This window comes from Stenotrophomonas sp., assembly GCF_059505245.1.
On record NZ_JCACKF010000020.1, the window covers coordinates 74,389 to 98,957 of the forward strand.

The following is a 24,569-nucleotide window of genomic DNA, read 5'->3' on the forward strand; positions in this document are numbered from 1 at the left end:
ACCGAGCACGCCAGAGGCAAGCGCGACATCCGTGGGCAGGAGTGGCCCGAGGCCACCCCTGCCCTGCCCGCCTCAGCGATCCTGGGCGGTAAAGGTGAAGTTGAGCGTACGCGCGAACACCGACTCGAAGCCGCGGTACGGCAGTGGCTGCGCATTGAGCACCGCGGCCTCGATCGAACGCTTGCCGGCCTCGTCATAGGGGCAGTTCGGGCTGACCTTGGCCTGCATCACCGTGCCGCCCGGAATCTGGGTGATGGTGATCTGGCAACGCTGGCCCAGCGGCACCGTATCCGGGCGCACCCACTGCGACAGCACCTTGGCCTGGATCGCTGCGGCGTACTTGGCTGAAAGATCGTCGCTGTTGCCACCACCACCGGCCGCCGGCTGGGAAGCGCCGCTGGAGCCGGCAGCGGCACTGCCGGCGGCATTGCGCGCGGCGGCGACCTCGCGCAGCTTCCGCTCGGCCAGCTTGGCTTCCTTCTCGGCCTGCTCGCGGCGGGCACGGATCTCGGCGATCTTCTTCTGCTTCTCGGCCTCGGCCTTGTCAGCCGCGACGCGCTCCTGCTCGGCCTGCTTCTTCTTCTCGTCCGCTTCCTGCTGTTTGGCCAGGCGCAGCTTCTGCTCCGCTTCTTCCTGGCGCTTGCGTTCGGTCAGGTCGATCTGCTCCTGGCGGCGCTTGGCTTCCTGTTCCTGCTTGGCCTTCTCCTGCGAGACGGCCAGTGCGCTCACCGCTTCCTGGTCCTTGGTGTCCGGCTGCGCAACACGCTCCTGCGCCTGTTGCTGCTGGGGCGTGGGCGCGTCCTGCGGGCGCGGCTCGGGAATCGGCTGCGGCGGCGGAATGGTGTCTTCCGGCACCGGGATCGGCTCGGCGACCGGCGGCGGCAGGTCCTCCAGCTTCTCCGACTGGCGCAGCGCCTGGCGTGCGGCGGACGCCTCGGAGGCGGACAGCGCCAGGCTGGCCTCGACCGAGGGGTCGCCAGCGGCGGCATCGGTGTTGCGCTGGGGCGACCACAGCCAGGCCACGATGAAGACCAGCGCGACCAGCAGGTGCACCAGCAACGCCAGCGCCAGGGGCAGACCCCAGCCGGGTTCGCGCTGATGCGGGGGTGGCAGGGCGTCAGCGTGCATCGGTGGCCAGGCCTACCTTGTCTACCTTGGCGCGCTTGATCACGTCCATCGCGGCAATGACCTTCTCATAGGCCACGGCGCGGTCGGCGGCGACGATCACGCGCACGCCCTTGTCCTGGGCGGCGATGCCGGCCAGGCGGCCTTCCAGTTCCTCGGCCGACACGGCGGCCGGCTCCTTGGCGTCGGGCAGCTTCAGGCTGAGCTGGCCGTCCTGGCGCACCGAGACGATCACCGGGTCCTGCTTGCTCTCCAGCGCCTTGGCGTTGGACTGCGGCAGGTCGACGTCGAAGCTCAGGGTGAGCAGCGGTGCGGTGACCATGAAGATGATCAGCAGCACCAGCATGACGTCGATGTAGGGAACGACGTTGATTTCCGATTTCAGCTTGCGGCGCTTGCGGCGACCGATGGCAGCGGACATGGCTTGGACTCCCGGGTCAGGCGCTTACTCGTCGCCAGCGCTCTGGCGCTGCAGGATGGAGCTGAACTCTTCGGCGAAGGTCTCGAACCGCACCGACATGCGCTCCACGCGGGTGGTGAAGCGGTTGTAGGCCCACACCGCCGGGATCGCCACGAACAGGCCGATGGCGGTGGCGAACAGTGCCTCGGAGATGCCCGGCGCGACGGCGGCGATACCGGCCTGCGCACCGCTGCTGATCATGTCGTGCATGGTCACCATGATGCCGAACACGGTACCGACCAGGCCCACGTACGGGGCAGTCGAGCCGATGTTGGCCAGCAGCTCCAGGTTGCGCTCGAGCTGGTCCACTTCGCGGGTGTAGGTGGTGCGCATCGCGCGCTGCGCGCCTTCAAGCTGCGCACGGCCATCCAGCCGGCGCTTGTCGCGCAGGCGGGTGTACTCGCGGAAGCCGGCTTCGAAGATGGCTTCCAGGCCGGTCACGCTGCGGCTGCGGTCGGTGGCTGCGCTGTACAGCTTGCCCAGGTCGGCGCCGGACCAGAAGCGGTTCTCGAACTCGTCGGCTTCGCGGGTGGCCTGCTTGAACACGCGGGCCTTGCGGAAAATGATCACCCAGCTGACGAACGAGCCGACCAGCAGCAGCAGCACGATGATCTTCACCGGCAGGCTGGCCTTGGCCATCAGTTCGAGGTAGTTGATGCCGCCGCCGGTGGTGGCCTGGGCAAGGGTCTGTGTCGCGGCGTTGCTGACGTCGGCCGGCAGTGCCTCGGTGACCGTGGCCTGCAGGGCCAGGAGCGTTGCGATCATCCGTTGTTCCTCAATGTTCGGATTCGGGGTGGAGGTGGGGTTGCAGCACGGCAAGGACGGCATCGTCCATGCCACGCGGGCGGAAACTGGCCGCTTCCAGTGCGGCGATGCGGACCTGCGCGGACAGCAGCAGCTCGCCGTCGCGCAGGATCTGCTGGTCGAAGACCATGCTGGCCTTCTTCAGCTGGACCAGGCGGGCAGTCACCTGCAGGGTGTCATCCAGCCGTGCCGGCCTGATGAAATCCATCTGCATCGAGCGCACCGCGAAGACCATCCCGTGCTCGGCGCGCATGCGCTCCTGGCCGTAGCCGAGCGCGCGCATCCATTCGGTCCGGGCCCGTTCCATGAAGGCCACGTAGCGGGCGTGGTAGACCACCCCACCTGCGTCGGTATCTTCCCAGTAAATGCGTGTCGGCCAACTGAATCGGGGCTCAACCGACATCGGGAACCTCCGCGAACAGGTCCTGCGGCGGGTTCTTCGGCTTCAGGCCCATGTGCCGGTAAGCCTTGTGGGTGGCCATGCGGCCGCGCGCGGTACGCACCAGGAAGCCCTGCTGGATCAGGTACGGCTCGACCACGTCTTCCAGCGTGCCGCGCTCTTCGGACAGCGCCGCGGCCAGCGATTCGATGCCGACCGGGCCGCCGTCGAAGTAGTCGACCAGGGTCTTCAGCAGGCGCCGGTCGAGCTCGTCGAAGCCCTCCGGATCGACCTTGAGCATCTTCATCGCGGCCTGTGCCACGGCCTCGTCGATGTGGCCGCCGGCCTTCACCTGCGCGTAGTCGCGCACGCGGCGCAGCAGGCGATTGGCGATACGCGGGGTGCCGCGCGCGCGGCGCGCGATCTCGCCGGCGCCATCGGCGGTGCAGTCGATGCCGAGGATGGTGGCCGAACGGCGCACGATCCGGGTCAGCTCTTCGACGCTGTAGAACTCCAGGCGCTGGACGATGCCGAAGCGGTCGCGCAGCGGCGCGGTCAGCAGGCCGGCGCGGGTGGTGGCACCAATCAGGGTGAATGGAGGCAGGTCGATCTTGATCGAACGGGCGGCGGGGCCCTCGCCGATCATGATGTCGATCTGGAAGTCTTCCATCGCCGGGTACAGCACTTCCTCGACCACCGGCGACAGGCGGTGGATCTCATCCACGAACAGCACGTCATGCGGCTGCAGGTTGGTCAGCAGCGCAGCGAGGTCGCCGGCCTTCTCGATCACCGGGCCGGAGGTCACCCGCAGGGCCACGCCCAGCTCGTTGGCGATGACGTGGCTGAGCGTGGTCTTGCCCAGGCCGGGCGGCCCGAAGATCAGCACATGGTCGAGCGCGTCGCCACGGGCCTTGGCCGCTTCGATGTAGATCTCCAGCTGCTCGCGCACCGGGGCCTGGCCGAGGTAGTCGGCCAAGCGCTTGGGGCGGATGCTGGCGTCGGCGGCGTCATCCTCGCGGGTGGCGCCGGCGCCGATGATGCGGTCGTCGGTCATGTGCTGATTATGCGGCAAAAGCGTATGGGGTCGGATCCGTTTTCCACAGGAAAACGGCTCTGACCCCGAACCGGGACACCGGGAACATGGGGTCAGAGCCCTTTTCCTGCGGAAAAGGGATCCGACCCCGCGCGCGTCAGATCTCGACCTGGGCCCCGAGTTCGACCAGGCGGTTGCCCGGAATCCGGAAGAAGCCGGTGGCCGGGGCGGCGTTGCGATGCATCAGCGCGAACAGCTTGTCACGCCAGATCGGCATGCCGCGGTTGGCGGTGGCGACGATGGTCTCGCGGCTGGCGAAGAAGGTAGTGTCCATCGGATCGAAATAGATGCCACCGTGGTCGCACGAGCGCATCAGCGCCAGCGGCACGTCCGGGGTCTCCATGAAGCCGAAGCGCACGTAGACGCGGTAGAACTCGTCACCCACCGATTCGATCTTCAGCCGCTGCCCTTCCATCGCATACGGGATCGGCAGGGTTTCCACGTGCAGGAACACGTTGCGCTCGTGCAGCACCTTGTTGTGCTTGAGGTTGTGCATCAGCGCATGCGGCGCCACGGTCGGGTCGGCGGTGAGGAACACCGCGGTGCCCGGCACGCGCACCGGCGGGGCCAGCATCAGGCCCGGCAGGAAGGTATCCAGGCGGATGCCGTCCTTGCGGATCTCGTCGCGCAGCAGCTCGCGGCCACGGCGCCAGGTGCGCATCATGGTGAACAGGAAGATGCCCAGCACCACCGGGAACCAGGCGCCCTGCAGCAGCTTGGCGCCGTTGGCAATGACGAAGCCGAGGTCGATGATGAAGAACACCACGCACAGCGGCAGCAGCCAGCCACGCGACTTCGGCCACAACGTCCGCGCCACCACGGCCAGCAGCAGGGTGTCGATCAGCATCGTGGCCGACACCGAAATGCCGTACGCCACGGCCAGGTTGGACGAACTGCGGAACGCCAGCACCAGCCCGAACACCATCACCGCAATGCCCCAGTTGATGCCCGGGATGTAGATCTGGCCGATGGTGTCGTGCGAGGTGTGCTTGATGCGCATGCGCGGGATGTAGCCCAGCTGCATGGCCTGGCGCGAGACCGAGAATGCGCCGGTGATGACCGACTGCGAGGCGATCACCGCCGCCATGGTCGCCAGGATGATCATCGGGTACAGCGCCCACGACGGCACTGCCTCGAAGAACGGGTTCTTCAGGGCCTCGGGGTGGTTGAGCACCAGTGCGCCCTGCCCCAGGTAGTTCAACACCAGGCACGGCAGCACGAAGAAGTACCAGGCGTGGCGGATCGGGCGCAGCCCGAAGTGGCCCATGTCCGCATACAGCGCTTCGCCGCCGGTCACCGCCAGCACCACTGCACCGAGAATGAAGATACCGTGCCAGCCGTGCTCCATGAAGAAGCGGATGCCCCACCAGGGGTTGAAGGCCTTCAGCACCTCGGGCGCATCGACGATGTTGTAGATGCCGATTGCCGCCAGCGACACGAACCAGATTGCCATGATCGGGCCGAACGCCTTGCCGATCTTCTCGGTACCGAAGCGTTGCGCGGCGAACACCGCCAGCAGCACCACCAGGGTGACCGGCACGATGAAGACATGAAGTCCGGGCGCGGCCACCTCCAGGCCTTCGACCGCACTGAGCACCGACATGGCCGGGGTGATCACGCCGTCGCCGAAGAACAGCGAGGCGCCGAAGATGCCGAGGATGCCCACCACATAAGCCGAGCGCGAGCCGTTGCGCAGCGTGCGTTGGGTCAACGCCATCAGCGCCATGATGCCGCCTTCTCCATCGTTGTCGGCGCGCATGATGATGGTGACGTACTTCAGGGTCACCACCAGGTTCAGCGCCCAGAACGCCAGCGACAACACGCCCAGCACGGTGTCGTGGTCGCTGTTGAGCCCGTAGTGTGGCGAGAACGCCTCCTTCAGGGTGTACAGCGGGCTGGTACCGATATCGCCGAACACCACGCCGATCGCACCGATGACCAGCGCCAGTCCTCCAGCGGAGGGGGCGTGGCCATGGCCGCCGGGGGCGGCTGCGTGCGGGGTTTGACTGCTGGACATGGGACTCCTGGCGAAGCTCAGGCGGTAGGTTGGGGGAAAGGGACGCGGTTCAGCGCAGCGCGGACTGCAGCGCCTTGCGGATCACGGTGGCCACTTCGTCGCCTTCATTGAAGGCATCGCGGGCCATGCGGGCCGCTTCGGCCGGCTTGTAGCCCAGCTGCTGCAGGGCCACGGTGGCATCGGACAGCGGATCGGCCGGGGCCGGACCACTGCCGGTGGGCAGCGCGCCGCCGGCACCGAACTGGGCCGCGCGGTCACGCAGTTCCAGCACCATGCGTTCGGCGGTCTTCTTGCCGATACCCGGGATGCGGGTCAGCGCGGTGATGTCGCCGGCCTGGACCATGCGCGCGAATTCTTCGACGCTGACACCGGACAGCACGGCCAGCGCGATCTTCGCGCCGATGCCGCTGACCTTCTGCACGTCGCGGAACAGGCGCCGCTCGCCCTCGCGCAGGAAGCCGTACAGCGAGACGCTGTCTTCCTTCTGCGAGTAATGGGTGTACAGGGTGACCTCGCGGCCGAGCTCGGGCAGGTCGTAGAAGGTGCTCATCGGCGCCTCCAGTTCGTAGCCCACTCCGTTCACGTCCACCACCAGCCACGGCGGCGCCTTGTAGGCGACGATGCCGCGCAGTCGACCGATCATTGCGTGCAACTCCTCATTTGCGGCCCCACGCCTGGCGGGCACTGAGCCCCAGGCGGTTGGCCGTCGCCCTTACGTGGGCATGGGTGATCGCCACCGCCAACGCGTCGGCCGCGTCGGCCTGCAGCTTGGTTTTCAGGTTGAGCATGAGCCCGACCATGTGTTGAACCTGTTGCTTTTCAGCGCCACCGCGCCCGACCACCGCGAGCTTGATCTCGCTGGCGGCGTATTCGTGCACCGGCAGGTCGCGCAGCACCACGGCCGAGATCGCCGCGCCGCGGGCCTGGCCCAGCTTCAGCGCCGAATCGGGATTGCGCGCCATGAACACCTTTTCGATGGCCACTTCATTGGGCTGGTACTCGCGGCACAGATCGGCCAGGCCCAGCACCAGCAGCTTCATGCGCTGCGGGAAGTCGTCCGCGCCCAGCAGCACCAGCGGCTGGTGGTGCACGTAACTGACGCGGCCGGCGGCGTCGACATCGATGATGCCGACCCCGGTCCGCTGCGAACCGGGGTCGATGCCGAGGATGCGGGTCATGCCGCGCTCCTGGCGGGGCGGAACGGGGGGCGCTGGCAGGCGTATGGGCTCATGACTGTCCGCGGTGACCGTTCAACGGCCCGCGCCCAGGCCGTCGAGGACGGCTCAGGCGTAGGCGTCGGCGCCGAGTTCGGCGTTGGAATACACGTCCTGCACGTCGTCCAGGTCTTCGAGCATGTCCAGCAGCTTCTTGACCTGCAGGGCGACCTCGCCCTCGACCTTGATGTCGTTGTCGGCGCGGAAGGTGATCTCGGCGTGATCGGCGACATGCCCGGCGGCGGCCATCGCGTCCTTGACTGCATTGAACGCGTCAGGGCTGGTGACCACGTCGATCGAGCCGTCATCGGGGTAGACCACGATGTCGTCGGCGCCGGCCTCGATGGCTGCTTCGGTGATGGCTTCCTCGTCGGCACCCGGGGCGAAGCTGAGCACGCCCAGGCGCTTGAACATGAAGGCCACCGAGCCTTCGGTGCCCATGTTGCCGCCGCACTTGCTGAACGCATGGCGGACGTCGGCCACGGTGCGCACGCGGTTGTCGGTCAGGCAGTCGACGATCACGGCCACGCCACCCGGGGCATAGCCTTCGTAGCGGATTTCCTCGTAATCGACGCCTTCCAGTTCACCGGTGGCCTTCTTGATGGCGCGCTCGATCACGTCCTTGGACATGTTCACGGCCAGGCCCTTGTCCACCGCCACGCGCAGACGCGGGTTGTTGTTGGGGTCGCCTCCACCGCCGCGCGCGGCAACGCCGATCTCGCGGATGATCTTGGTGAAAATCTTGCCGCGCTTCGCGTCGGACGCGTTCTTGCGGGCTTCGATGGAGGGGCCTCTACCCATGGGTGCTACCGTCTGGCTGCTTCAGGATCAAGGCGCGGATTCTACCTGATCGGGCGCTGCAACCGTGTCTAGGCCCGTATTGTTGTAGCGCCGGGCCAATGCTCGGCTCAATGGGCCCGACGGAATGCAGCCGAGCATGGGCTCGGCGCTACAAGGCGGCCCCGCCTCCCCTGCCCCTATGCCGCCGCCGCGTCGCGGCTGTGGTCGAAGTGGCCGTGGCGCAGGAAATGCGCGGTCTGCCGCGCGGCGTCGGGCGACACCACCAGGCCGCTGTGGCTGGTACGCACCACGCAATGGTCGGCCAGGCCCGGCAGGCGGGTCTCGGCCAGGGCCACGGTGCCGTCGGACGCATCGTCGATCGCGCCCAGCAGGCTGCCCAGCCCGTGCGGCACCGAACCGGCGATCAGGCCAACCTCGGCCTTGCCCTGCCAGTCCGGCAGGCCGTCCAGCAGCAGCTCGCTGCTGCGCCCCAGCGCCAGGCCCCAGCCATGATCGGACAACGAGCGCGCGGTACCACTGCCGCGCAGCGGCGAGCCCAGACAGACCACGCGCTGCACTGGCAGCTGCGGATCGCGGCGCAGCGCCTCCAGTGCCAGCAGTCCGCCCAGGCTGTGACCGACCAGCGACAACGGCCCGGCGTCGGCCAGACGTTCCAGCAACTGCGGCACTGCCACATCGGGGCCACCGAACACCGAGGGATAGCCGAACGCGTGTACCTGGAAACCACGCGCGCGCAGGCGCCAGGCCAGTGGCCCGACCCAGGCACGGGCATTCCAGATGCCATGCAGCAGCAATACGGGGGGAGTCATGCAAACAGCCTGGCGGTCAGCGGGGCAGGAACGTGAGGTGATTGAACACGCGCGCGCGGCAAGCGGCGGTGAACGTCAGGCCGCGCGCGGCGCGCGGCGCAGGATGAATTCGAGGTCCTGGGTGTCGCCGACAGGGAACAGGTACTCGCCGGCCTTCTCGAAGCCGTAGCGGGCGTAGAAGCGCTGCGCGCCGAAGTTCTCCGACCACACGCCCAGCCACAACGTGCGCGGGCCTTCGTGTTCCAGCCAGGCCAGCGCGGTTTCCAGCAGGCGGCTGCCCCAGCCGCAGCTCTGCTGCGTCTTGACCAGGTACAGGCGCTTGAGTTCGCCGTCACCGGGTTTCACATCCGGATGCGGCAGGCCACAGGGGCCGGCGGCGGCATGGCCGACCGCCTCCCCATCCAATTCCAGCAGCCACACCGCGTAATCGGGGTGGGACAGGATCACGCGCTGGCGCTCGACCGTGTAGGCCTCCTCGAGGAAGGCCTGCAGGTCCTGCGGCGGGTACAGATGGCCGAAGGTTTCAGTGAACGTGCGTGCGGCCAGCGCCGACAGGGTCGGCGCGTCGTCCACAGTGGCGCGGCGGATCGAATACATGCAGGAAGTTGACGTCAGGGCGAAGCGCGGGTCAAGCCTTTCCAGGCGATTCCGCTTCTTCTTCCTCGTCCTCTTCCTCGTATTCCTCTTCGTCCTCGTCCTCTTCTTCCTCGCCTTCCTCGTCCTCGTCGTACTCTTCTTCCTCTTCGTCGTCCTCGTAGTCCTCGACGCCGAAGTCTTCACCGTCCCAACGGCCTTCGCCGTCGGCGACGAAGGTCAGGGCCATCGCGGCCGGATTGGTACCGACGCGGACCAGCCACCCCCCGAACACGCGTGCACGCTCGGTGACCAGGGTGGCCTCGGAGCCTTCATTGCCCAGCTTTTCCCACTCCAGCGAAAACGCAAACTCGGTCATTGCCTGGATCTCCTGATCAGTTGGTCTTGGGGCGAACCTGGATGTGCACTTCGGCCAGCTGCGCGTCGACGATCGGCGACGGCGCGTCGGTCATCAGATCCTGTGCACCGGTGGTCTTCGGGAACGGGATGACGTCGCGGATCGACTCGGTTCCGGCCATCAGCGCGGCGATGCGGTCGATGCCGAAGGCGATGCCACCGTGCGGCGGCGCGCCGTAGTTCAGCGCGTCGAGCAGGAAGCCGAACTTGGCGCGGGCCTCTTCGGCACCGATGCCCAGCAGCTCGAACACCGCGCTCTGCATGTCCGGACGGTGGATACGGATCGAACCGCCGCCGATTTCATTGCCGTTGAGCACCATGTCGTAACCGCGCGAGACGGCGGTACGGGCATTGGCGCGCAGATCGGCGATGTCGTCCACGGCCGGTGCGGTGAAGGGGTGATGCAGGGCGACGTAGCGCTGTTCTTCCTCGTCCCACTCGAACATCGGGAAGTCGGTGACCCACAGCGGTGCCCAGCCGTCGGCGACCAGGCCAAAGTCCTTGCCGGCCTTCAGGCGCAGCGCGCCCATGAAGTCGGAGACCTTGTTGTAGCCACCGGCACCGAAGAACACGATATCGCCATTGCCGGCACCGACATGGGCCACCAGCGCCGCGAAGCGCTCTTCGCTGAAGAACTTCTGGATCGGCGAGCTGACTTCGCCGTTGTCGGCGATCTTGATGTAGGCCAGGCCCTTGGCGCCGTACTTGGCGGCATGCGCGGCGTACTCGTCGATCTGCTTGCGGCTCAGCGACGCGCCGCCCGGGATGCGCAGCGCGGCGACGCGGCCTTCGGCGTCGTTGGCCGGGCCGGTGAACACCGGGAACTCGCTGTCCTTGACCAGTTCAGCCACGTCGACCAGTTCCAGCGCGATGCGCAGATCCGGCTTGTCCGAACCATAGCGACGCATCGCCTCGGCCCAGGTCATGCGCGGGAAGCTGGCATCCAGCTCGACATCGACCACTTCCTTGAAGATGGCGCGGATCATGTCCTCGACGAAGTCCTGCACATCGCGTTCGCGGACGAAGGCGAACTCCATGTCCAGCTGGGTGAATTCCAGCTGGCGGTCGGCACGCAGGGCCTCGTCGCGGAAGCAGCGCGCGATCTGGTAGTAGCGGTCGAACCCGGCCACCATCAGGATCTGCTTGAACAGCTGCGGGCTCTGCGGCAGGGCGTAGAACTCGCCCGGATGCATGCGCGCCGGCACCAGGAAGTCGCGCGCGCCTTCCGGAGTGGCCTTGGTCAGGATCGGGGTCTCGATGTCCTGGAAGCCCTTTTCGTCCAGGTGGCGGCGCAGCGCCTGCACCAGCTTGATGCGGGTGCGCTGCATGCGCTGCATTTCGGGGCGGCGCAGGTCCAGGTAGCGGTACTTCAGGCGGGTTTCCTCGCCCGGGTTCTCGTGGGCGTGGAACGGCAGCGGGGCGGCCTTGTTCAGCACGGTGATGGCGGTGGCGATCACTTCCACCTTGCCGGTGCGCATCTTGTCGTTCACCGCGTGCCGGGCGCGCACGACGCCCTCCACCTGCAGCACGTCCTCATAGCCCAGCGACGCGGCCACGGCGAACACGTCGGCGTTGTCGACCTCCACGGTCACCTGCACGATGCCTTCATGATCGCGGAGATCGATGAAGCAGACGCCGCCCTGGTTACGGGCCACGTCGGTCCAGCCGGCGAGGGTGACAGTCTGGCCAATCAGGGTCTCGTCGACCAGGCCGCAGAAGTGGGTACGCATGGGGGGAAGCTCCGCTGGAGAACGCCGGCACCGGATGGGGGCCGGAAAGCCTCGTATTCTGCGGCCGAGGCCCCGGCCGGGGCAAATCCGGGCAGTCACGCCGGCTTGATCGCCCCGGTCCCTATAGTCGGGCACCTGCCACCGTATGGGATGCCGCCATGAAATCGTTGTCCCTGGCCAGCCTGGCCGTGACCCTGAGCACTCTGGCCGTGCTCGCCCTGCCCTCTGCTCCGGCCGCTGCGCAGGACGGGGTGATCCGCTGCGAAAGCCAGAACAACCGTGAACGTGTCTGCAGCACCGGCTGGCGCAATGCGCAGCTGGTCCGCCAGCTGTCCGGCAGCGCCTGCGACGAGGGCCGCACCTGGGGCAGCCGCAACGGCAGCATCTGGGTCAGCAATGGCTGCCGCGCCGAGTTCGTTGAAGCCCGCGGCGGCTGGGGCGGTGGCAATGGCGGTGGCTGGGGCGGCAACAACGGCCGTCCCGGCGAAACCATCCGCTGCGAGAGCCAGAGCAACCGTGAGCGCAGCTGCCCGGTCGGCTGGCGCAACGCCCGCCTGGTCCGCCAGCTGTCCGGCAGCCCCTGCGACGAAGGACGCACCTGGGGCGTGCGCAACGGCGCGGTCTGGGTCAGCAACGGCTGCCGCGCCGAGTTCGCCGAGGCCCGCGGCTGGGGCGGCGGCGGCGGTGGCTGGGGCGGCGGCAACAGCAATTATTCGATCACCTGCAGCAGCAACAACAACCGCACGCAGAACTGCGACTGGGATGAGCGCCAGGGCCGGCCGGTGCTGCAACAGCAGCTGTCCGGCAGTGCCTGCCAGGAAGGCCGCAGCTGGGGCTATGCACGCGGCCAGGTGTGGGTGAGCAACGGCTGCCGCGCACGCTTCAGCGCGCGCTGAGCCCCGGGGTCTGATCCCTGGCCGACGGCCAGGGCTCTGACCCGTGGGTTCATGCAGTGACCGGGCCGGACCCTCCGCAGGAGGGATCCGACCCGAAGATCAGGGTGCTGGCGCCTTCTCGTCGCCCCACGGTGCGGGCGGCAGCTCGACCGGCTTGCTCAGGTCGAACTTCACGCGGAAACGGCGGCCTTCCGGGCGCGTCAGTTCGTAGACGAACGTCTGGTCGGGGTCGATCTCCATCGCCCAGGTGTTGTGCGTGGAGGCCAGCATGTCGGCACGACGGAACATCGCCACCGAATCGGAGTCGGCTGGGAACTGCTGGCGCTCGGCGGTGCCCGGTGGCGTGCTGTCGCCGCCATAGAGGGTGATCGCGTCGGGGCTACCGTCTTCGTGGCGATGATCGTGTTTCAGGCGCAGGCCGTTTTCGGTGCGGGTCAGCACCCAGGTGCGCGAATGGTCATCCCCCACATGGAAGGGAATCCGCAGTTCATGGGCGGGGTCGGCACAGCCGCGCACATGCATGACCAGGCGCTGGCCGGCGAACGGGTCCTTGCCGGTCGGTGCCGGCGTGTCCTCCACCACCCGGCCCTCATAGGCCTGGCCGCAATGCGCGGCGATGGCAGCCATGAAGGCATCGGCCGGTGCGGTCGCCAGATCATGCGCGACCGTATCGGAACGCTGCGAGCAGGCAGCGAGGCTGAGCAGGAGGGCGGAAGCGGTGACAACGGCAGGCAGTTTCATGCCCCAACCCTAACGGCCATGGCCGACGGGCGCAAACCGCGCGCGGCAACCGGTCAGCGTTCGGCGATGTGAGGTTCCGGCCGCGTCTCGGTGGCCGCTACCGGCGCGGACTCGCCCTCGCCCGCCGGCTCCTGCTCCACCGGATCGACGTCGAAGGGTGTGCGGAACACCAGCGACGGCAACAGTGTGGTCAGTGCGGCGTACAGCAGCAGCGCGCCGAACAGCACCGCCGGAATCTGGAAACGCTCGCGCATGATCGCCGCCAGGACCAGCGTGAAGATCAGGGTCGGGGCCAGCGCCAGCGAGACGCGCAGGCTGCTGCGGAAGCTCTCGCCGAACATCACCCGGCGCTGCAGCCAGACCACGCCGATGCGCAGCGGCAGCACCACCAGGGTGATCACGATGCCCAGCCCCAGCGCCTCGAAACTGAGGGCTTCGCTGGGCACCTTGGTGCCGGCATTGAAGAAATAGAATGGCACGAAGAACGAGGCGAACAGGCGCAGCGCGTGCAGGTTCTCGTGCGAGGCCAGCAGCGGCATGCGCTGGTGCAGCAGGCGCGCGACCAGGCCGGCGATGAACGCGCCCACCAGGTAATACACGCCCAGCAGATAGGTGATGTACGCCGCCACCATGCCGACCATCACCAGCAGCGAGAACTCCGAGCCCGGCGCGTGCGGCGCCACCCAGCGGCCCAGCGCGATGAACAGCAGCGGCAGGCCGATCATCATCGCCAGCAGGGCCAGGCTGGACAGCGCCATGTGGCCCGGGTCGCCGGCCTGCAGCACGATGAACAACGCCGCCAGCGCCAGCAGTTCGCCGGCGATGGCCTTGCTGGTGACCCAGAACCGCTCGTCCTCGCTCAGGCCCAGCCGCGACAGCGAATCCATGATGAAGCCGGTGGAGGGCGTCAGCAGCGCCAGCGCCAGCAGCCCAGCGGCCTGCCATGGCAGCCCCGCATAGCGCCAGGCCAGCCAGCCCACGCCGAACAGCGTGCCGGTACGGATCAACAGGTGCGCCAGCAGCGGCCACATGCCACGCCGCAGCGCCTGCAGATCCACTTCCAGGCCCGCGAACAGGAACAGCGAGGAAATGCCCAGCGTGGCCAGCAGGCCGATCACCGCGTCGTGTGCCTGGTCGCCCAGCCAGAGCATGCCGATGATGCCGAACAGCAGGCAGGTCAACGGCGCCGGCAGGCTGAAGCGCTGCAGTGCGCGCGGGATCACCAGCAGCGCGAAGATCAGCAGCAGGTAGATCAACTCATGGCTCATCGGGGTCTTCCGTGGGGTTCGAACGCGCGCAGGATGCGCGTGCCCGACCGATCCGGCAAGCCATTTCCCGATGACCCCGGTTACCTCATCCGATCATCGCATCGGCCAGCGCCCCCACCCGTGCAAGCACTGCTGCGCGCTGGTCGTCATCGACCGATGCGCCCTGCAGATAGGCGGTGACCACCCACGCGGTGCCGCCCGCATGCGGCCACAGCACGGCGATGTCGTTGCGCGTGTCATCACCGTTGCTGCCGGTCTTGTCCCCCACCCGCCAGCGCTTGCCCAGCCCGGCGCGCAGGCAGGCATCGCCGGTCTGGTTGTCGATGAGCCAATCGGCGAACTGCCGGCGCGATGCAGGCTGCAGGCCATTGCCCACCGCGAAGCGGGCCAGGCTGGTGGCCATCGCGGCCGGGCTGGTGGTATCGCGCGGGTCTCCCTTCGCGAACAGATTCACGTCCGGCTCGTTGCGGTCATTGCGGGTAATGCTGTCGCCCTGCCCGCGCAGGAATGCCGTCAGCGCCGACGGCCCGCCCACCACCTCCAGCAGCAGGTTGGCCGCCGTGTTGTCGCTGGTGGTCAGCGTGCCCCGGCACAGGTCGCGCACGGTCAGATCCTTGCCCACGTGGCGGCGCGCCACCGGAGCGTAGGACAGCAGATCCTTCCCGGCGATGGGCACACGGGTGTCGAGCGAAACGCGGCCTGCATCGGCAAGGCTCAGCACATGGGCGACCAGCATCGACTTGAACGTGCTGCACATCGGGAAGCGCTCATCCTGCCGATGCCCGCCGATGCGACGGCCGTTGCCGGTGTTCAGCACGGTGACGCCCAGGCGGCCACCGCTGGCTTTCTCCAGCGCGGCGAAATCGGCGGCGCCGGCAATGGCGGCGTTCGCGGCGGGTATGCCAGACGAGGCGGAAACCGGTTGCGCCAGCGCCGGGGCAAACAGCGAGGACGCAACGGCAGCACCACTGAACTGCAGGAATCGGCGACGGGCGAGCATAGGGGTTCTCCTGGTGACCGCTCGATTATTGGCGCCTCCCCTGCGACCGACCAGCGCGAAAAATCAGGGCAAGCCATAAGTTGAACTCATGCCTGACGCGATCAAATGTTTGAGATTTACGAAATTCCTCATTGAACGGGTAGGATCAGCCATCACCCTGGCTCACGGCTCTCCGATGCTGCACCCCACCCTGCCACTGAACGCGCTGCGTGCGTTCGAGGCGGCCGCCCGCCACCAGAACTTCACCCGAGCCGCGCTGGAGCTGTGCGTCAGCCAGGCCGCACTGAGCCACCAGATCCGGGGCCTGGAAGACCGGCTCGGCATCCGCCTGTTCCATCGCCTGCCGCGCGGCGTGGCGCTGACCGACGAGGGCGCGGCGCTGTATCCGGTGCTCAACGAATCGTTTGAACGCATCTCCGCCAGCATTGCGCGCTACACCGGCGGGCCGGCCCGGGAAGTACTGACGCTGGGCGTGGTCGGTACCTTCGCCACCGGCTGGCTGCTGCCACGGCTGGCGGCGTTCGAAGCCGCGCACCCGGACATCGAGCTGCGCCTGCAGACCCACAACAACCGTATCGACCTGGCCGGCGAAGGGCTGGATCTGGCGATCCGCTTCGGCGATGGCGACTGGCAGGGCCAGGCCTGCACGGCAATCCTCGATGCGCCCTTCGCACCGCTGTGCGCCCCCGCATTGGCGCGGCGGCTGAAGCAACCGCGGGACCTCGCCACACTGCCGTTGTTGCGTTCCTACCGCAGCGACGAATGGCCGCGCTGGTTGCAGGCGGCCGGGGTGAGCGGCGTGGAAGCCCGCGGGCCGGTGTTCGATTCCTCACTGACGGTGGCGATGGCCGCCGCCGGGGGCGCCGGCGTGGCCTTGCTGCCCTTGTGCATGTTCGAGCAGGAACTGGCCGAAGGCCGCCTGCTGCAGCCCTTCGGCACCACCTTGGAGCTGGGCCGCTACTGGTTGACGCGGCTGCGCTCGCGCGCCGAGCGCGAACCGGCCAAGCGGTTCCGCGAATGGCTGCAGGCGCAGGGCACGTAACAAAAAAGGGGACGGAGGGGATTAAGTCGTTTGTGGCACAAACGACTTAATCCCCTCCGTCCCCTTTTTTGCGTGATCAGGACTCCAGCAGCTCCATCCACGCCGCTTCGGCCTTCTCCAGCTGCGCGGCGGTGGTTTCGCGGTCGCGGCCGATCACCGCCATGCGGGTGGCATCGGCATAGTTGGCCGGGTCGGCCAACTGGCGGTCGAGCTCGGCCAGCGCGCCCTCCAGTTCGGCCACCTTGGCCTCGGCGGCGGCCAGCTTGTGCGGGTTCACCGGCTTCTTCTGCACCACCTGCGCCACCGGCGCGGTCTTGACCACCACCGGTTCTTCCACCTGCTCCATGCGTGCCTTGGTGCCCTGCGCCTGCGGGCGGGTGCGCAGCCACGCGGCGTAGGCATCCAGGTCGCCATCGAACGGCTCGACCACGCCATCGGCCACGCGCCAGTAGGTATCGCAGACCAGGCCGATCAGGTGGCGGTCATGCGAGACCATCACGATCGCGCCTTCGAAGGTGGCCAGCGCTTCGGCCAGCGCTTCACGCATTTCCAGGTCAAGGTGGTTGGTCGGTTCGTCCAGCAGCAGCACGTTCGGCTGCTGCCAGGCGATCAGCGCCAGCGCCAGGCGGGCGCGTTCGCCACCGGAGAACCCATCGACCGGCTCGAATGCACGGTCGCCCGGGAAGTTCCACTTGCCGAGGAAATCGCGGAAGGACTGGTTCGGTGCGTCCGGGGCGATCTCGCGGAAGTGCTCCATCGGCGATTGGCCTTCGTGCAGCGACTCCACCGTGTGCTGGGCGAAGTAGCCGATCTTCAGGTCCGGATGCGCCATGCGCTCGCCAACGATCGGCGCCAGCTCGCCCACCAAGGTCTTCACCAGGGTGGTCTTACCGGCACCGTTCGGGCCGAGCAGGCCGATGCGCTGGCCCGCTTCCAGGCCAAAGCCGACGTTGTGCAGGATCACCGCGTCCTTGCCGTAACCGGCCTCGACGTGGTTCAGGCGGATCAGCGAGAACGGCAGCTTCGCCGGCGGCGCGAACTCGATGCGGAACTCGCGCTCGGCGCGCACCGCTTCGGTGCCGGCCAGCTTGGCCAGGCGCTTCATGCGGCTCTGCGCCTGCGCAGCCTTGCTGGCCTGCGCCTTGAAGCGGTCGATGAAGCTCTGCAGGTGGGCGCGCTCGGCCTGTTCCTTCTCGTGCGCGATCTGCTGCTGGCGCAGCTGTTCGGCGCGCTGGCGCTCGAAATCGGTGTAGCCGCCCGGGTAGAGCTTGGCGCCGCCGCCATGCAGGTGCAGGGTGTGGGTGGCCACGTTGTCGAGGAACTCGCGGTCATGCGAGATCAGCAGCAGGGTGCCGGGGTACTTCAGCAGCCACTGTTCCAGCCAGTACACCGCGTCCAGATCCAGGTGGTTGGTCGGTTCGTCGAGCAGCAGCAGGTCGCTGGGCATCATCAGCGCGCGGGCCAGGTTCAGGCGCACGCGCCAGCCGCCGGAGAACGAGGACACCGCACGGTGGTGCGTCTCGGCAGGGAAACCGAGGCCGTGCAGCAGCTTGCCGGCGCGCGCTTCGGCGTCGTAGGCGTTGAGCTCGGCCATCTTCGTGTGTGCCTCGGCCACCGCTTCCCAGTCTTCGCGCGCGGTCGCGTCGGCCTCGGCGGCCAGCACCGCGGCCACCTCGAGGTCGCCGCCGAGCACGAAGCTCAGCGCCGGGTCGGGCAGCGACGGGGTTTCCTGGGCCACGCTGGCGATGCGCACCTTGCCGGGCAGGTCGACGTCACCCTTGTCCGCCTCCAGCTCGCCCTTCACCGCCGCGAACAGGCTGGACTTGCCAGCACCGTTGCGACCGACCACACCCACCCGGTAACCGGCATGCAGGGTCAGGTCGACATTGGACAACAGCAGCCGCTCGCCGCGGCGCAAGGCGAAATTACGAAGCGAAATCATGGGGGAAGGCGTCCATATAACCGAATGGAATGTGCTGGTGAGCACTGTTCCTGCGACGCAATTCTAGCGTTAACGAATACTTGACGCGCCCCGGGATGCGCGGCGGCCGGCGTTCCTCTCTCCCACGTCCTCGCCGCGCGCCTCCCGGGTCCCCTCCCCGCGACTGCCGATCCGGGCTAAATGGTTGCTTCTGCAACGGTTTTCCCGATGACCGGCATTTGACAGCCACTGAATATCCCGTTAATTCCTGCTTTGCGCACCGCAACAACCGCCGTCCGCCTCACCCCCGTGATGTCGATTCCGGTGCCGCCCCCGCCAACCGGAGCCCATCCCGATGACCCGCAAGACCCGCCTGATCGCCGCCGCCGTCGCTGTCGCACTCGGTGGCTCTCCGTTCGTCGCCGCTGCACAGCAGGCCGGCACCGCCGCCAACACCCTGGACACGGTGATCGTCACCGGCACCCGCGTGGCCGACCGCACGGTCGCCGAATCGCAGTCGCCGATCGACATCATCACCCCCGAAGTGCTGCAGTCCACCGGTACCAGTGAACTGGCCACCGCACTGTCGCGCGCCCTGCCCTCGCTGAACTTCCCGCGCCCGGCGCTGACCGACGGCACCAGCGGCGTGCGCCCGGCGCAGCTGCGCGGCCTGTCGCCGGACCAGGTGCTGGTGCTGGTCAACGGCAAGCGCCGCCACACCTCGGCGATGATCAACGTCAACGGCAGCATCGGCCGTGGTTCGTCGGCGGTGGACATCAACGCGATCCCGATCGCCGCGATCGAGCGCGTGGAAGTGCTGCGCGACGGTGCCTCGGCGCAGTACGGCTCGGACGCCATCGCCGGCGTCATCAACATCGTGCTCAAGGGCAGCGGCCGTGGCGGCAGCCTGGCAGTGGACTACGGCCAGTACTCGGCCGGCGACGGCAACAAGTACCAGCTGTCCGGCGACACCGGCGTCGAGTTCGGCAACGGCCGTGGCCGCGTGCATGTGGCCGGCCAGATCAGCCAGCAGGACGAGAGCAACCGCGCCGGCCCGTACCGCGGCACCACGCCGAACACCGGCAACTTCCCCAGCATCGGCCAGAAGACCTTCATCGTCGGCGACCCGCGCGTGGATGCCACCGCGGCCTCGGCCAACGCCAGCTTCGACTTCAGCGACCACGTGACCGGCTACGCCAGCGCGCTGCTCAGCAACCGCGACATCACCTCGTTCGCGTTCTACCGTTCGCGCAACCACAGCGGGCAGAGCGCGCTGCTGGCGCAGACCTATCCGGACGGCTTCGTGCCGGAGATCAACCAGTACTCCAAGGACCGCTCGCTGGTGGCCGGGGTCAAGGGCAACACCGACAACGGCTGGACCTGGGACCTGAGCCTGAATCACGGCGAGAACACCCTGGACTTCCACACCCGCAACAGCATCAACTACAGCCTGGGTGCGACCAGCCCGCGCTCGTTCTACGACGGCACGCTGAAGTACCAGCAGGACATCTTCAATGCCGACCTGACCAAGTCGCTGGACTGGGGCCTGGCCTACCCGGTCACGCTGTCCTTCGGCGGTGAGTACCGCAAGGAGAAGTGGGACCAGAACCCGGGCGAACTGAACTCGTACACCGGCAGCGGCGCGCAGGGCTTCGCGGGCTTCACCCCGACCAATGAAGTGCATGCCGACCGCCACAACTACGCGGTCTACGCCGGCCTGGAAGCGGACCTGACCGAGAAGTTCTCGGCCGGCATCACCGGCCGCTACGAGGACTACTCGGACTTCGGCGACCGCTTCTCGGGCAAGCTGTCGGCGCGCTACGCGTTCACCGACAAGGTGGCGCTGCGGGCCACCGCCTCCAGTGGTTTCCGCGCGCCCTCGCTGGCGCAGCAGGGCTACCAGGCGGTGACCAGCCAGTTCCTCAATGGCGTATTCGTCGAGCGCGGCACCTTCCCGACCACCAGCCAGGCCGCGCAGGCGCTGGGCGCCTCGCCGCTGAAGGCCGAGACCTCCACCTCCTACAGCCTGGGCCTGGTGCTGCAGCCGGTCGACCGCCTGTACATCACCGTCGATGCCTACCAGATCGACATCGATGACCGCATCGCGCTGTCGTCGAGCATCACCACCAATGCCGCGACCAGCGCGCTGCTGGGCACCCTGGGCCTGCCGCAGGTGACCGCGTTCTCCTACTTCACCAACGGCCTGGATACGCGCACCCGCGGTGTCGACTTCGTCTCCAGCTACACGGTACCGTTCAGCGCCAGCAGCCTGGAGCTGACCGCTGCGTACAGCTATAACGACACCGAAGTGCGCCGCGTTGGCGGCACCCCGCCGGTGTTCGGCACGCTGGGCCTGACCCAGTCGCTGATCGGCCGTGATGAGATCGGTCGCATCGAGGACAGCTACCCGCGCGACAAGGCGATCCTGAGCGGCACCTGGCGTTCGGACCACTGGGAGCTGGGCCTGGCCGCCACCCGCTACGGCAAATTCACCGTGCGCAACTCGGCCACCGCGCTGCGTGACCAGACCTACGGCGACGCCTGGGTGGTGGATGCCTCGGCCAGCTACAAGCCCAGCAGCAACTGGACCCTGACCGTGGGTGCCGACAACCTGCTGGACAAGTACCCGGACCGCACCGAGGACCTGCAGAACTCCACCTTCGGCATGCTGCCGTACAGCAACTACTCGCCGTTCGGCTTCAACGGCGCGTATGTGTACGGGCGGATCAAGTACACCTGGTAAGGGGTAATGGGTGCGCCGGGCCCTGCCCGGCGCTGCTCCACACACCCGCCCGCGGCCTCGGGGCAGGCGCGGCCCTGACCGTATACCGTTGCCAGCTCCTGCACCCGGTTTCCAGGCTGTGCTCTGTTGCACGCGCCTCATAGGTCGTCCCGTGCATAATCAGCGGACCAACGAAGGAGCCGCTCCGTGACGAGAGCCTGCATCACTCGCCGCCATGTGTACGCTGCGCTCGCGTGGGTTGCGCTGGCGGCCCCCCTGTCAGGGTGTTCAGGAGATCACGTGAAACCCAGCTATTCCAAATCGAGCCTTGAGCCGGTCGTCGTCACCCAGCTCTCCGCGTCGAAGCTCCAGGTCCAGTTCAATGAACCGATGGAAAGCATGTACTACGCGGCAGGGATGAGCTATGTCGTGGAAGGGGACACCATGAAAGTCGTTGTTGATCGCTGCCCCATATCCGGCCAATGCACAACCATGCTGCGGCGCGACGTGAAGCCCGGACCTGCTGGCCCGGCCCGTCAGGAAATTCCCTTGATGGCGCCGCGCGTGGTGATGCTGTACGCCGATGGCGAAACACAGATTTTTCCGTAAGGGCATCCCATGAGCGACAAGGTCGTCCTCGGCATCCATAGTCACGTAGACCCCAATACACAGGGGTCGTTCAATCAGTTCGTGGACGGCCACGCCTGGATCTCGGTGACGCGAAACGGCCATACGACGTTCCATGGCCTGTGGCCAGACAACCATCCACTCGTTGAGGACAATGGCCCAGGTTCGGACATCCGCGAAGGCATGGAAGCCCGGGCCACACCTTCGGCCTCACGCTATTACGAATTGACTCCCGAGCAGGTCAAGCGACTTGACCAGGCCTTGGGCGAAAATGTCACCTGGTCATATGGCAATACCTGCGCATCGTGGGCGACCAGTACCGTGAACAAGGTTACCGGGCAGTCCCTGGATGCAGGCGAACTGCTGTTCACCGATACACCGCGGGAGCTGATCGAGTCCATTCGCAAGGCAGAGCGCGTGCGGCCCACCAGTCCTTCGCAGCCGCAACCGGCAACCGAACGGCCGGAAACCAGCATCCCAACGCTGAGCGATGCCTCGGCATCGCTTCACCAGCAAGCACTCGCCGGCGTCCACGCGCTGGACGCATCGTTGGGTCGCGCATCTGATGAAGCCAGCCAACGCATGGCGGCCAGCCTCACCCAACTTGCCCGGGCACAAGGTCTGGAACGGATCGACCATGTGGTATTGGGCTTGCCGGCTGGTCAGCCCCCAAGGCCGGAGAACATCTTCGTCATTCAAGGAGCCTTGGATGACCCGGGCCATCTGCGTGCCCACATCAACATTGAAACGGCCCTTCAGCCACCCGTTGCGGAGTCGCTGCGGCAGATTCATCAGTTGGACAAGCAGCTGGCCGCCTCGCCGCAGCAGGCCGAGCCTGCCCTGGAAGAGACCCAGCGCCGGCAGATGGTGTGATCATCGACGGCTACGCCTGGAGCCCCCCCATAGGTAGGCACCATTCGGCCCGTCAGGGCCTGCCATCTCTCAACAAGGCTTGATATCTCGCCCGTACAAGCCGCCCACGCAACGATCCGATACGCTGGCCAGCGTTTGCCGTATGTGACCGCATCGGTGAAAATCGGGGCATCCCCCGATTTCCTGCGAGTGCCGATGCACCATGACACCGACCTGATCAACATCGTTGCCGTTGGCCTGGGGCTCGCCTTCATCTTCGGCGCGCTGGCCAACAAGCTCCGCTTGTCTCCCCTGGTCGGTTACCTGGTTGCTGGCATCTGCGTAGGCCCGTTCACTCCCGGCTTCGTCGCCGACCAGGCGCTGGCCAACCAGCTGGCCGAACTGGGCGTCATGCTGCTGATGTTCGGCGTCGGCCTGCACTTCTCGCTGAAGGACCTGATGGCGGTCAAGGCGATCGCCATCCCCGGCGCCATCGGCCAGATCGCGGTGGCCACCCTGCTCGGCTGGGGCGTGGCCTCGCTGATGGGCTGGCCGGCCATCCATGGCGTCATCTTCGGTTTCTCGCTGGCCACCGCCAGTACCGTGGTGCTGCTGCGGGCGATGGAGGAACGCCGCCTGCTGGAAACGATGCGTGGCAAGATCGCGGTCGGCTGGCTGATCGTGGAAGACCTGGCCTGTGTGCTGGCGCTGGTGATGATGCCGGTGATGGCCGGTGTGTTCGGTCCTGACGCGGCCAAGGAATCGCACTCGCTCGGCAGCGTGCTGGCCGACATCGGCTGGACCTTCGTGCAGCTGGGCCTGTTCGTGGCGGTGATGCTGGTGGTCGGTCGGCGGGTCATCCCGTGGATCCTCGAGCGCATCGCCGGTACCGGTTCGCGTGAGCTGTTCACACTGTCCGTGCTGGCGATCGCGCTGGGCGTGGCGTTCGGCTCGGCGATGCTGTTCGGCGTCTCGTTCGCGCTGGGCGCGTTCTTCGCCGGCATGCTGCTCAACGAATCGGAGCTGAGCCACAAGGCCGCGCATGATTCGTTGCCGCTGCGCGATGCGTTCGCGGTGCTGTTCTTTGTGTCGGTCGGCATGCTGTTCGACCCCAACATCCTCGTCCAGCATCCGTGGCAGGTGCTGGCCACCGTCGCCATCATCATGTTCGGCAAGTCGGCGGCGGCGTTCTTCATCGTGCGTGCGTTCGGCCACCCGACCAGCACCGCGCTGACCATCTCGGCCAGCCTGGCGCAGATCGGCGAGTTCGCCTTCATCATCGCCGGCCTCGGCGTGGTGCTGCAGATCCTGCCGAAGGAAGGCCAGTCGCTGGTGCTGGCCGGCGCGCTGGTGTCGATCATGCTCAACCCGCTGGTGTTCGGCCTGCTGGACCGTTGGCAGGCCAAGCAGGAGCAGTCTCCGCAGGTACCCGAGCCGCCCGAAGCGATCGGCCCGTCGCGCGACCTGCATGACCACGCCATCGTGATCGGTTACGGCCGCGTCGGCAGCGAACTGGCGCAGGTGCTGCGCGACCGTGGCGTGCCGGTGCTGGTGATCGATGACAACAAGGAACACGTCGAGCAGGCACATGCCAAGGGCCTGGCGGCGATCCGCGGCAGTGCCGCCGCCGACCGGGTGCTGGCCGAGGCCCATCCGGAGCGCGCCAAGATCGCGGTGCTGGCGATTCCGCAGCCGCTGGAAGCCGGTGAGGCGCTGGCCAAGCTGCGGGCGATCAATCCGGACCTGACCCTGCTGGCGCGCGCACACAGCGATGCCGAGGTGAAGCATCTGCTGGAGCACGGCGCCGATGGCACGGTGATGGCCGAGCGCGAGCTGGCGTATTCGCTGGCGGAGATGATCATGTCCACGCCGCCGTACCGGAACCTGGGGCAGCACAGCATTCCGGTGGTGTGAGGGGTGTGCGTGCGGCAGGGCTGCGCCCTGCACCTGCCGAAGCGGCGGCAACGGCGAAAGCAAAGGCTGGCATTGCGTGGGATGGCGGGGTGGGTCCGGTTGCGGGGGCCGCTGCAAGTACGTCCATGTAAGCTCGGTCGCCGCATCCATGCGGCTCACGCCCC

23 protein-coding genes are annotated in these 24,569 nt (G+C 67.3%); 6 read left to right on the top strand and 17 right to left on the bottom strand.

The window, feature by feature from the left end; translation table 11 throughout:
• Positions 1-72: 72 nt before the first annotated feature.
• From tolA to aspS, 13 genes are all read right to left on the bottom strand, one after another.
• Complete coding sequence (gene tolA, locus AC5JLE_RS08960) at positions 73-1,128, bottom strand: cell envelope integrity protein TolA (RefSeq protein WP_032958950.1); 1,056 nt, start codon at positions 1,126-1,128, stop codon at positions 73-75.
• Complete coding sequence (gene tolR, locus AC5JLE_RS08965) at positions 1,118-1,546, bottom strand: protein TolR (protein WP_006438804.1); 429 nt, start codon at positions 1,544-1,546, stop codon at positions 1,118-1,120. Before tolR ends, tolA begins: the two co-directional genes overlap by 11 nt.
• Before the next feature lie 24 nt (positions 1,547-1,570).
• The gene (tolQ, locus tag AC5JLE_RS08970) at positions 1,571-2,350 is read right to left on the bottom strand and encodes a protein TolQ (protein WP_005410752.1); all 780 of its coding nucleotides are present in this window, start codon (positions 2,348-2,350) and stop codon (positions 1,571-1,573) included.
• Between the two features lie 10 nt (positions 2,351-2,360).
• On the bottom strand, positions 2,361-2,792 hold the full coding sequence (ybgC, locus tag AC5JLE_RS08975; protein WP_014648160.1) for a tol-pal system-associated acyl-CoA thioesterase: 432 nt from the start codon (positions 2,790-2,792) through the stop codon (positions 2,361-2,363).
• Complete coding sequence (ruvB, locus tag AC5JLE_RS08980) at positions 2,782-3,822, bottom strand: Holliday junction branch migration DNA helicase RuvB (protein ID WP_049465540.1); 1,041 nt, start codon at positions 3,820-3,822, stop codon at positions 2,782-2,784. Before ruvB ends, ybgC begins: the two co-directional genes overlap by 11 nt.
• 136 nt (positions 3,823-3,958) lie before the next feature.
• Positions 3,959-5,878, bottom strand: coding sequence for a potassium transporter Kup (locus AC5JLE_RS08985; protein ID WP_014648162.1), 1,920 nt, complete (start codon positions 5,876-5,878; stop codon positions 3,959-3,961).
• Positions 5,879-5,927: 49 nt separating this feature from the next.
• Positions 5,928-6,521 (bottom strand): Holliday junction branch migration protein RuvA, encoded by a 594-nt coding sequence (ruvA, locus tag AC5JLE_RS08990; RefSeq protein WP_014648163.1) that lies wholly within the window; start codon positions 6,519-6,521, stop codon positions 5,928-5,930.
• 13 nt (positions 6,522-6,534) lie between these two features.
• Entirely contained in the window at positions 6,535-7,056 is a 522-nt protein-coding gene (gene ruvC / locus AC5JLE_RS08995; protein WP_014648164.1) for a crossover junction endodeoxyribonuclease RuvC, read from the bottom strand.
• Between the two features lie 105 nt (positions 7,057-7,161).
• Positions 7,162-7,893, bottom strand: coding sequence for a YebC/PmpR family DNA-binding transcriptional regulator (locus tag AC5JLE_RS09000; RefSeq protein WP_032128531.1), 732 nt, complete (start codon positions 7,891-7,893; stop codon positions 7,162-7,164).
• A gap of 176 nt (positions 7,894-8,069) precedes the next feature.
• Positions 8,070-8,702, bottom strand: coding sequence for an esterase/lipase family protein (locus AC5JLE_RS09005; protein WP_032958946.1), 633 nt, complete (start codon positions 8,700-8,702; stop codon positions 8,070-8,072).
• Between the two features lie 75 nt (positions 8,703-8,777).
• The gene (locus tag AC5JLE_RS09010; RefSeq protein WP_014648167.1) at positions 8,778-9,299 is read right to left on the bottom strand and encodes a GNAT family N-acetyltransferase; all 522 of its coding nucleotides are present in this window, start codon (positions 9,297-9,299) and stop codon (positions 8,778-8,780) included.
• A 31-nt stretch (positions 9,300-9,330) separates the two neighbouring features.
• Positions 9,331-9,654: a hypothetical protein gene (locus AC5JLE_RS09015; protein WP_014648168.1), complete on the bottom strand. Its 324-nt coding sequence runs from the start codon at positions 9,652-9,654 to the stop codon at positions 9,331-9,333.
• 16 nt (positions 9,655-9,670) lie between these two features.
• Positions 9,671-11,422 (bottom strand): aspartate--tRNA ligase, encoded by a 1,752-nt coding sequence (aspS, locus tag AC5JLE_RS09020; protein ID WP_046432163.1) that lies wholly within the window; start codon positions 11,420-11,422, stop codon positions 9,671-9,673.
• A 158-nt stretch (positions 11,423-11,580) separates the two neighbouring features.
• Here aspS and AC5JLE_RS09025 point away from each other — a divergent pair, with 158 nt between their 5' ends.
• Positions 11,581-12,318 (top strand): DUF3011 domain-containing protein, encoded by a 738-nt coding sequence (locus tag AC5JLE_RS09025; protein WP_164167222.1) that lies wholly within the window; start codon positions 11,581-11,583, stop codon positions 12,316-12,318.
• Positions 12,319-12,417: 99 nt separating this feature from the next.
• Here AC5JLE_RS09025 and AC5JLE_RS09030 read toward each other — a convergent pair whose 3' ends face one another.
• The 3 genes from AC5JLE_RS09030 to blaL2 form a co-directional block, all read right to left on the bottom strand.
• Positions 12,418-13,059, bottom strand: a complete 642-nt coding sequence (locus tag AC5JLE_RS09030; RefSeq protein ID WP_134967264.1) for a hypothetical protein — start codon at positions 13,057-13,059, stop codon at positions 12,418-12,420.
• 53 nt (positions 13,060-13,112) lie between these two features.
• A complete protein-coding gene (locus tag AC5JLE_RS09035) occupies positions 13,113-14,327 on the bottom strand; it encodes a cation:proton antiporter (RefSeq protein ID WP_164167225.1) in 1,215 nt (404 codons plus the stop codon).
• A gap of 85 nt (positions 14,328-14,412) precedes the next feature.
• On the bottom strand, positions 14,413-15,327 hold the full coding sequence (gene blaL2 / locus AC5JLE_RS09040) for a L2 family extended-spectrum class A beta-lactamase (protein ID WP_049406179.1): 915 nt from the start codon (positions 15,325-15,327) through the stop codon (positions 14,413-14,415).
• A gap of 175 nt (positions 15,328-15,502) precedes the next feature.
• Between blaL2 and ampR the strand changes: the two genes are divergently transcribed.
• Entirely contained in the window at positions 15,503-16,369 is an 867-nt protein-coding gene (gene ampR / locus AC5JLE_RS09045; RefSeq protein WP_014648174.1) for a LysR family transcriptional regulator AmpR, read from the top strand.
• A gap of 76 nt (positions 16,370-16,445) precedes the next feature.
• On the opposite strand, the gene AC5JLE_RS09050 is transcribed toward ampR, so the two are convergent.
• Complete coding sequence (locus tag AC5JLE_RS09050) at positions 16,446-18,311, bottom strand: ATP-binding cassette domain-containing protein (RefSeq protein WP_164167716.1); 1,866 nt, start codon at positions 18,309-18,311, stop codon at positions 16,446-16,448.
• A gap of 334 nt (positions 18,312-18,645) precedes the next feature.
• On the opposite strand from AC5JLE_RS09050, the gene AC5JLE_RS09055 reads away from it, so the two are divergent.
• The 4 genes from AC5JLE_RS09055 (at position 18,646) to ybaL (ending at position 24,405) form a co-directional block, all read left to right on the top strand.
• Positions 18,646-21,033 (top strand): TonB-dependent receptor plug domain-containing protein, encoded by a 2,388-nt coding sequence (locus AC5JLE_RS09055; protein WP_496065236.1) that lies wholly within the window; start codon positions 18,646-18,648, stop codon positions 21,031-21,033.
• 279 nt (positions 21,034-21,312) lie between these two features.
• Positions 21,313-21,621 (top strand): hypothetical protein, encoded by a 309-nt coding sequence (locus AC5JLE_RS09060; protein WP_005418535.1) that lies wholly within the window; start codon positions 21,313-21,315, stop codon positions 21,619-21,621.
• A gap of 9 nt (positions 21,622-21,630) precedes the next feature.
• On the top strand, positions 21,631-22,512 hold the full coding sequence (locus AC5JLE_RS09065) for an XVIPCD domain-containing protein (RefSeq protein WP_050483532.1): 882 nt from the start codon (positions 21,631-21,633) through the stop codon (positions 22,510-22,512).
• Positions 22,513-22,707: 195 nt separating this feature from the next.
• Complete coding sequence (gene ybaL, locus AC5JLE_RS09070; protein WP_483287193.1) at positions 22,708-24,405, top strand: YbaL family putative K(+) efflux transporter; 1,698 nt, start codon at positions 22,708-22,710, stop codon at positions 24,403-24,405.
• Positions 24,406-24,569 lie beyond the last annotated feature (164 nt).

Bases quoted from the DNA above. Each gene is read 5' to 3' on its own strand.
- tolA (WP_032958950.1), bottom strand. From the start codon at position 1,128: ATGCACGCTGACGCCCTGCCACCCCCGCATCAGCGCGAACCCGGCTGG.
- tolR (WP_006438804.1), bottom strand. From the start codon at position 1,546: ATGTCCGCTGCCATCGGTCGCCGCAAGCGCCGCAAGCTGAAATCGGAA.
- tolQ (WP_005410752.1), bottom strand. From the start codon at position 2,350: ATGATCGCAACGCTCCTGGCCCTGCAGGCCACGGTCACCGAGGCACTG.
- ybgC (WP_014648160.1), bottom strand. From the start codon at position 2,792: ATGTCGGTTGAGCCCCGATTCAGTTGGCCGACACGCATTTACTGGGAA.
- ruvB (WP_049465540.1), bottom strand. From the start codon at position 3,822: ATGACCGACGACCGCATCATCGGCGCCGGCGCCACCCGCGAGGATGAC.
- AC5JLE_RS08985 (WP_014648162.1), bottom strand. From the start codon at position 5,878: ATGTCCAGCAGTCAAACCCCGCACGCAGCCGCCCCCGGCGGCCATGGC.
- ruvA (WP_014648163.1), bottom strand. From the start codon at position 6,521: ATGATCGGTCGACTGCGCGGCATCGTCGCCTACAAGGCGCCGCCGTGG.
- ruvC (WP_014648164.1), bottom strand. From the start codon at position 7,056: ATGACCCGCATCCTCGGCATCGACCCCGGTTCGCAGCGGACCGGGGTC.
- AC5JLE_RS09000 (WP_032128531.1), bottom strand. From the start codon at position 7,893: ATGGGTAGAGGCCCCTCCATCGAAGCCCGCAAGAACGCGTCCGACGCG.
- AC5JLE_RS09005 (WP_032958946.1), bottom strand. From the start codon at position 8,702: ATGACTCCCCCCGTATTGCTGCTGCATGGCATCTGGAATGCCCGTGCC.
- AC5JLE_RS09010 (WP_014648167.1), bottom strand. From the start codon at position 9,299: ATGTATTCGATCCGCCGCGCCACTGTGGACGACGCGCCGACCCTGTCG.
- AC5JLE_RS09015 (WP_014648168.1), bottom strand. From the start codon at position 9,654: ATGACCGAGTTTGCGTTTTCGCTGGAGTGGGAAAAGCTGGGCAATGAA.
- aspS (WP_046432163.1), bottom strand. From the start codon at position 11,422: ATGCGTACCCACTTCTGCGGCCTGGTCGACGAGACCCTGATTGGCCAG.
- AC5JLE_RS09025 (WP_164167222.1), top strand. From the start codon at position 11,581: ATGAAATCGTTGTCCCTGGCCAGCCTGGCCGTGACCCTGAGCACTCTG.
- AC5JLE_RS09030 (WP_134967264.1), bottom strand. From the start codon at position 13,059: ATGAAACTGCCTGCCGTTGTCACCGCTTCCGCCCTCCTGCTCAGCCTC.
- AC5JLE_RS09035 (WP_164167225.1), bottom strand. From the start codon at position 14,327: ATGAGCCATGAGTTGATCTACCTGCTGCTGATCTTCGCGCTGCTGGTG.
- blaL2 (WP_049406179.1), bottom strand. From the start codon at position 15,327: ATGCTCGCCCGTCGCCGATTCCTGCAGTTCAGTGGTGCTGCCGTTGCG.
- ampR (WP_014648174.1), top strand. From the start codon at position 15,503: ATGCTGCACCCCACCCTGCCACTGAACGCGCTGCGTGCGTTCGAGGCG.
- AC5JLE_RS09050 (WP_164167716.1), bottom strand. From the start codon at position 18,311: ATGATTTCGCTTCGTAATTTCGCCTTGCGCCGCGGCGAGCGGCTGCTG.
- AC5JLE_RS09055 (WP_496065236.1), top strand. From the start codon at position 18,646: ATGACCCGCAAGACCCGCCTGATCGCCGCCGCCGTCGCTGTCGCACTC.
- AC5JLE_RS09065 (WP_050483532.1), top strand. From the start codon at position 21,631: ATGAGCGACAAGGTCGTCCTCGGCATCCATAGTCACGTAGACCCCAAT.
- ybaL (WP_483287193.1), top strand. From the start codon at position 22,708: ATGCACCATGACACCGACCTGATCAACATCGTTGCCGTTGGCCTGGGG.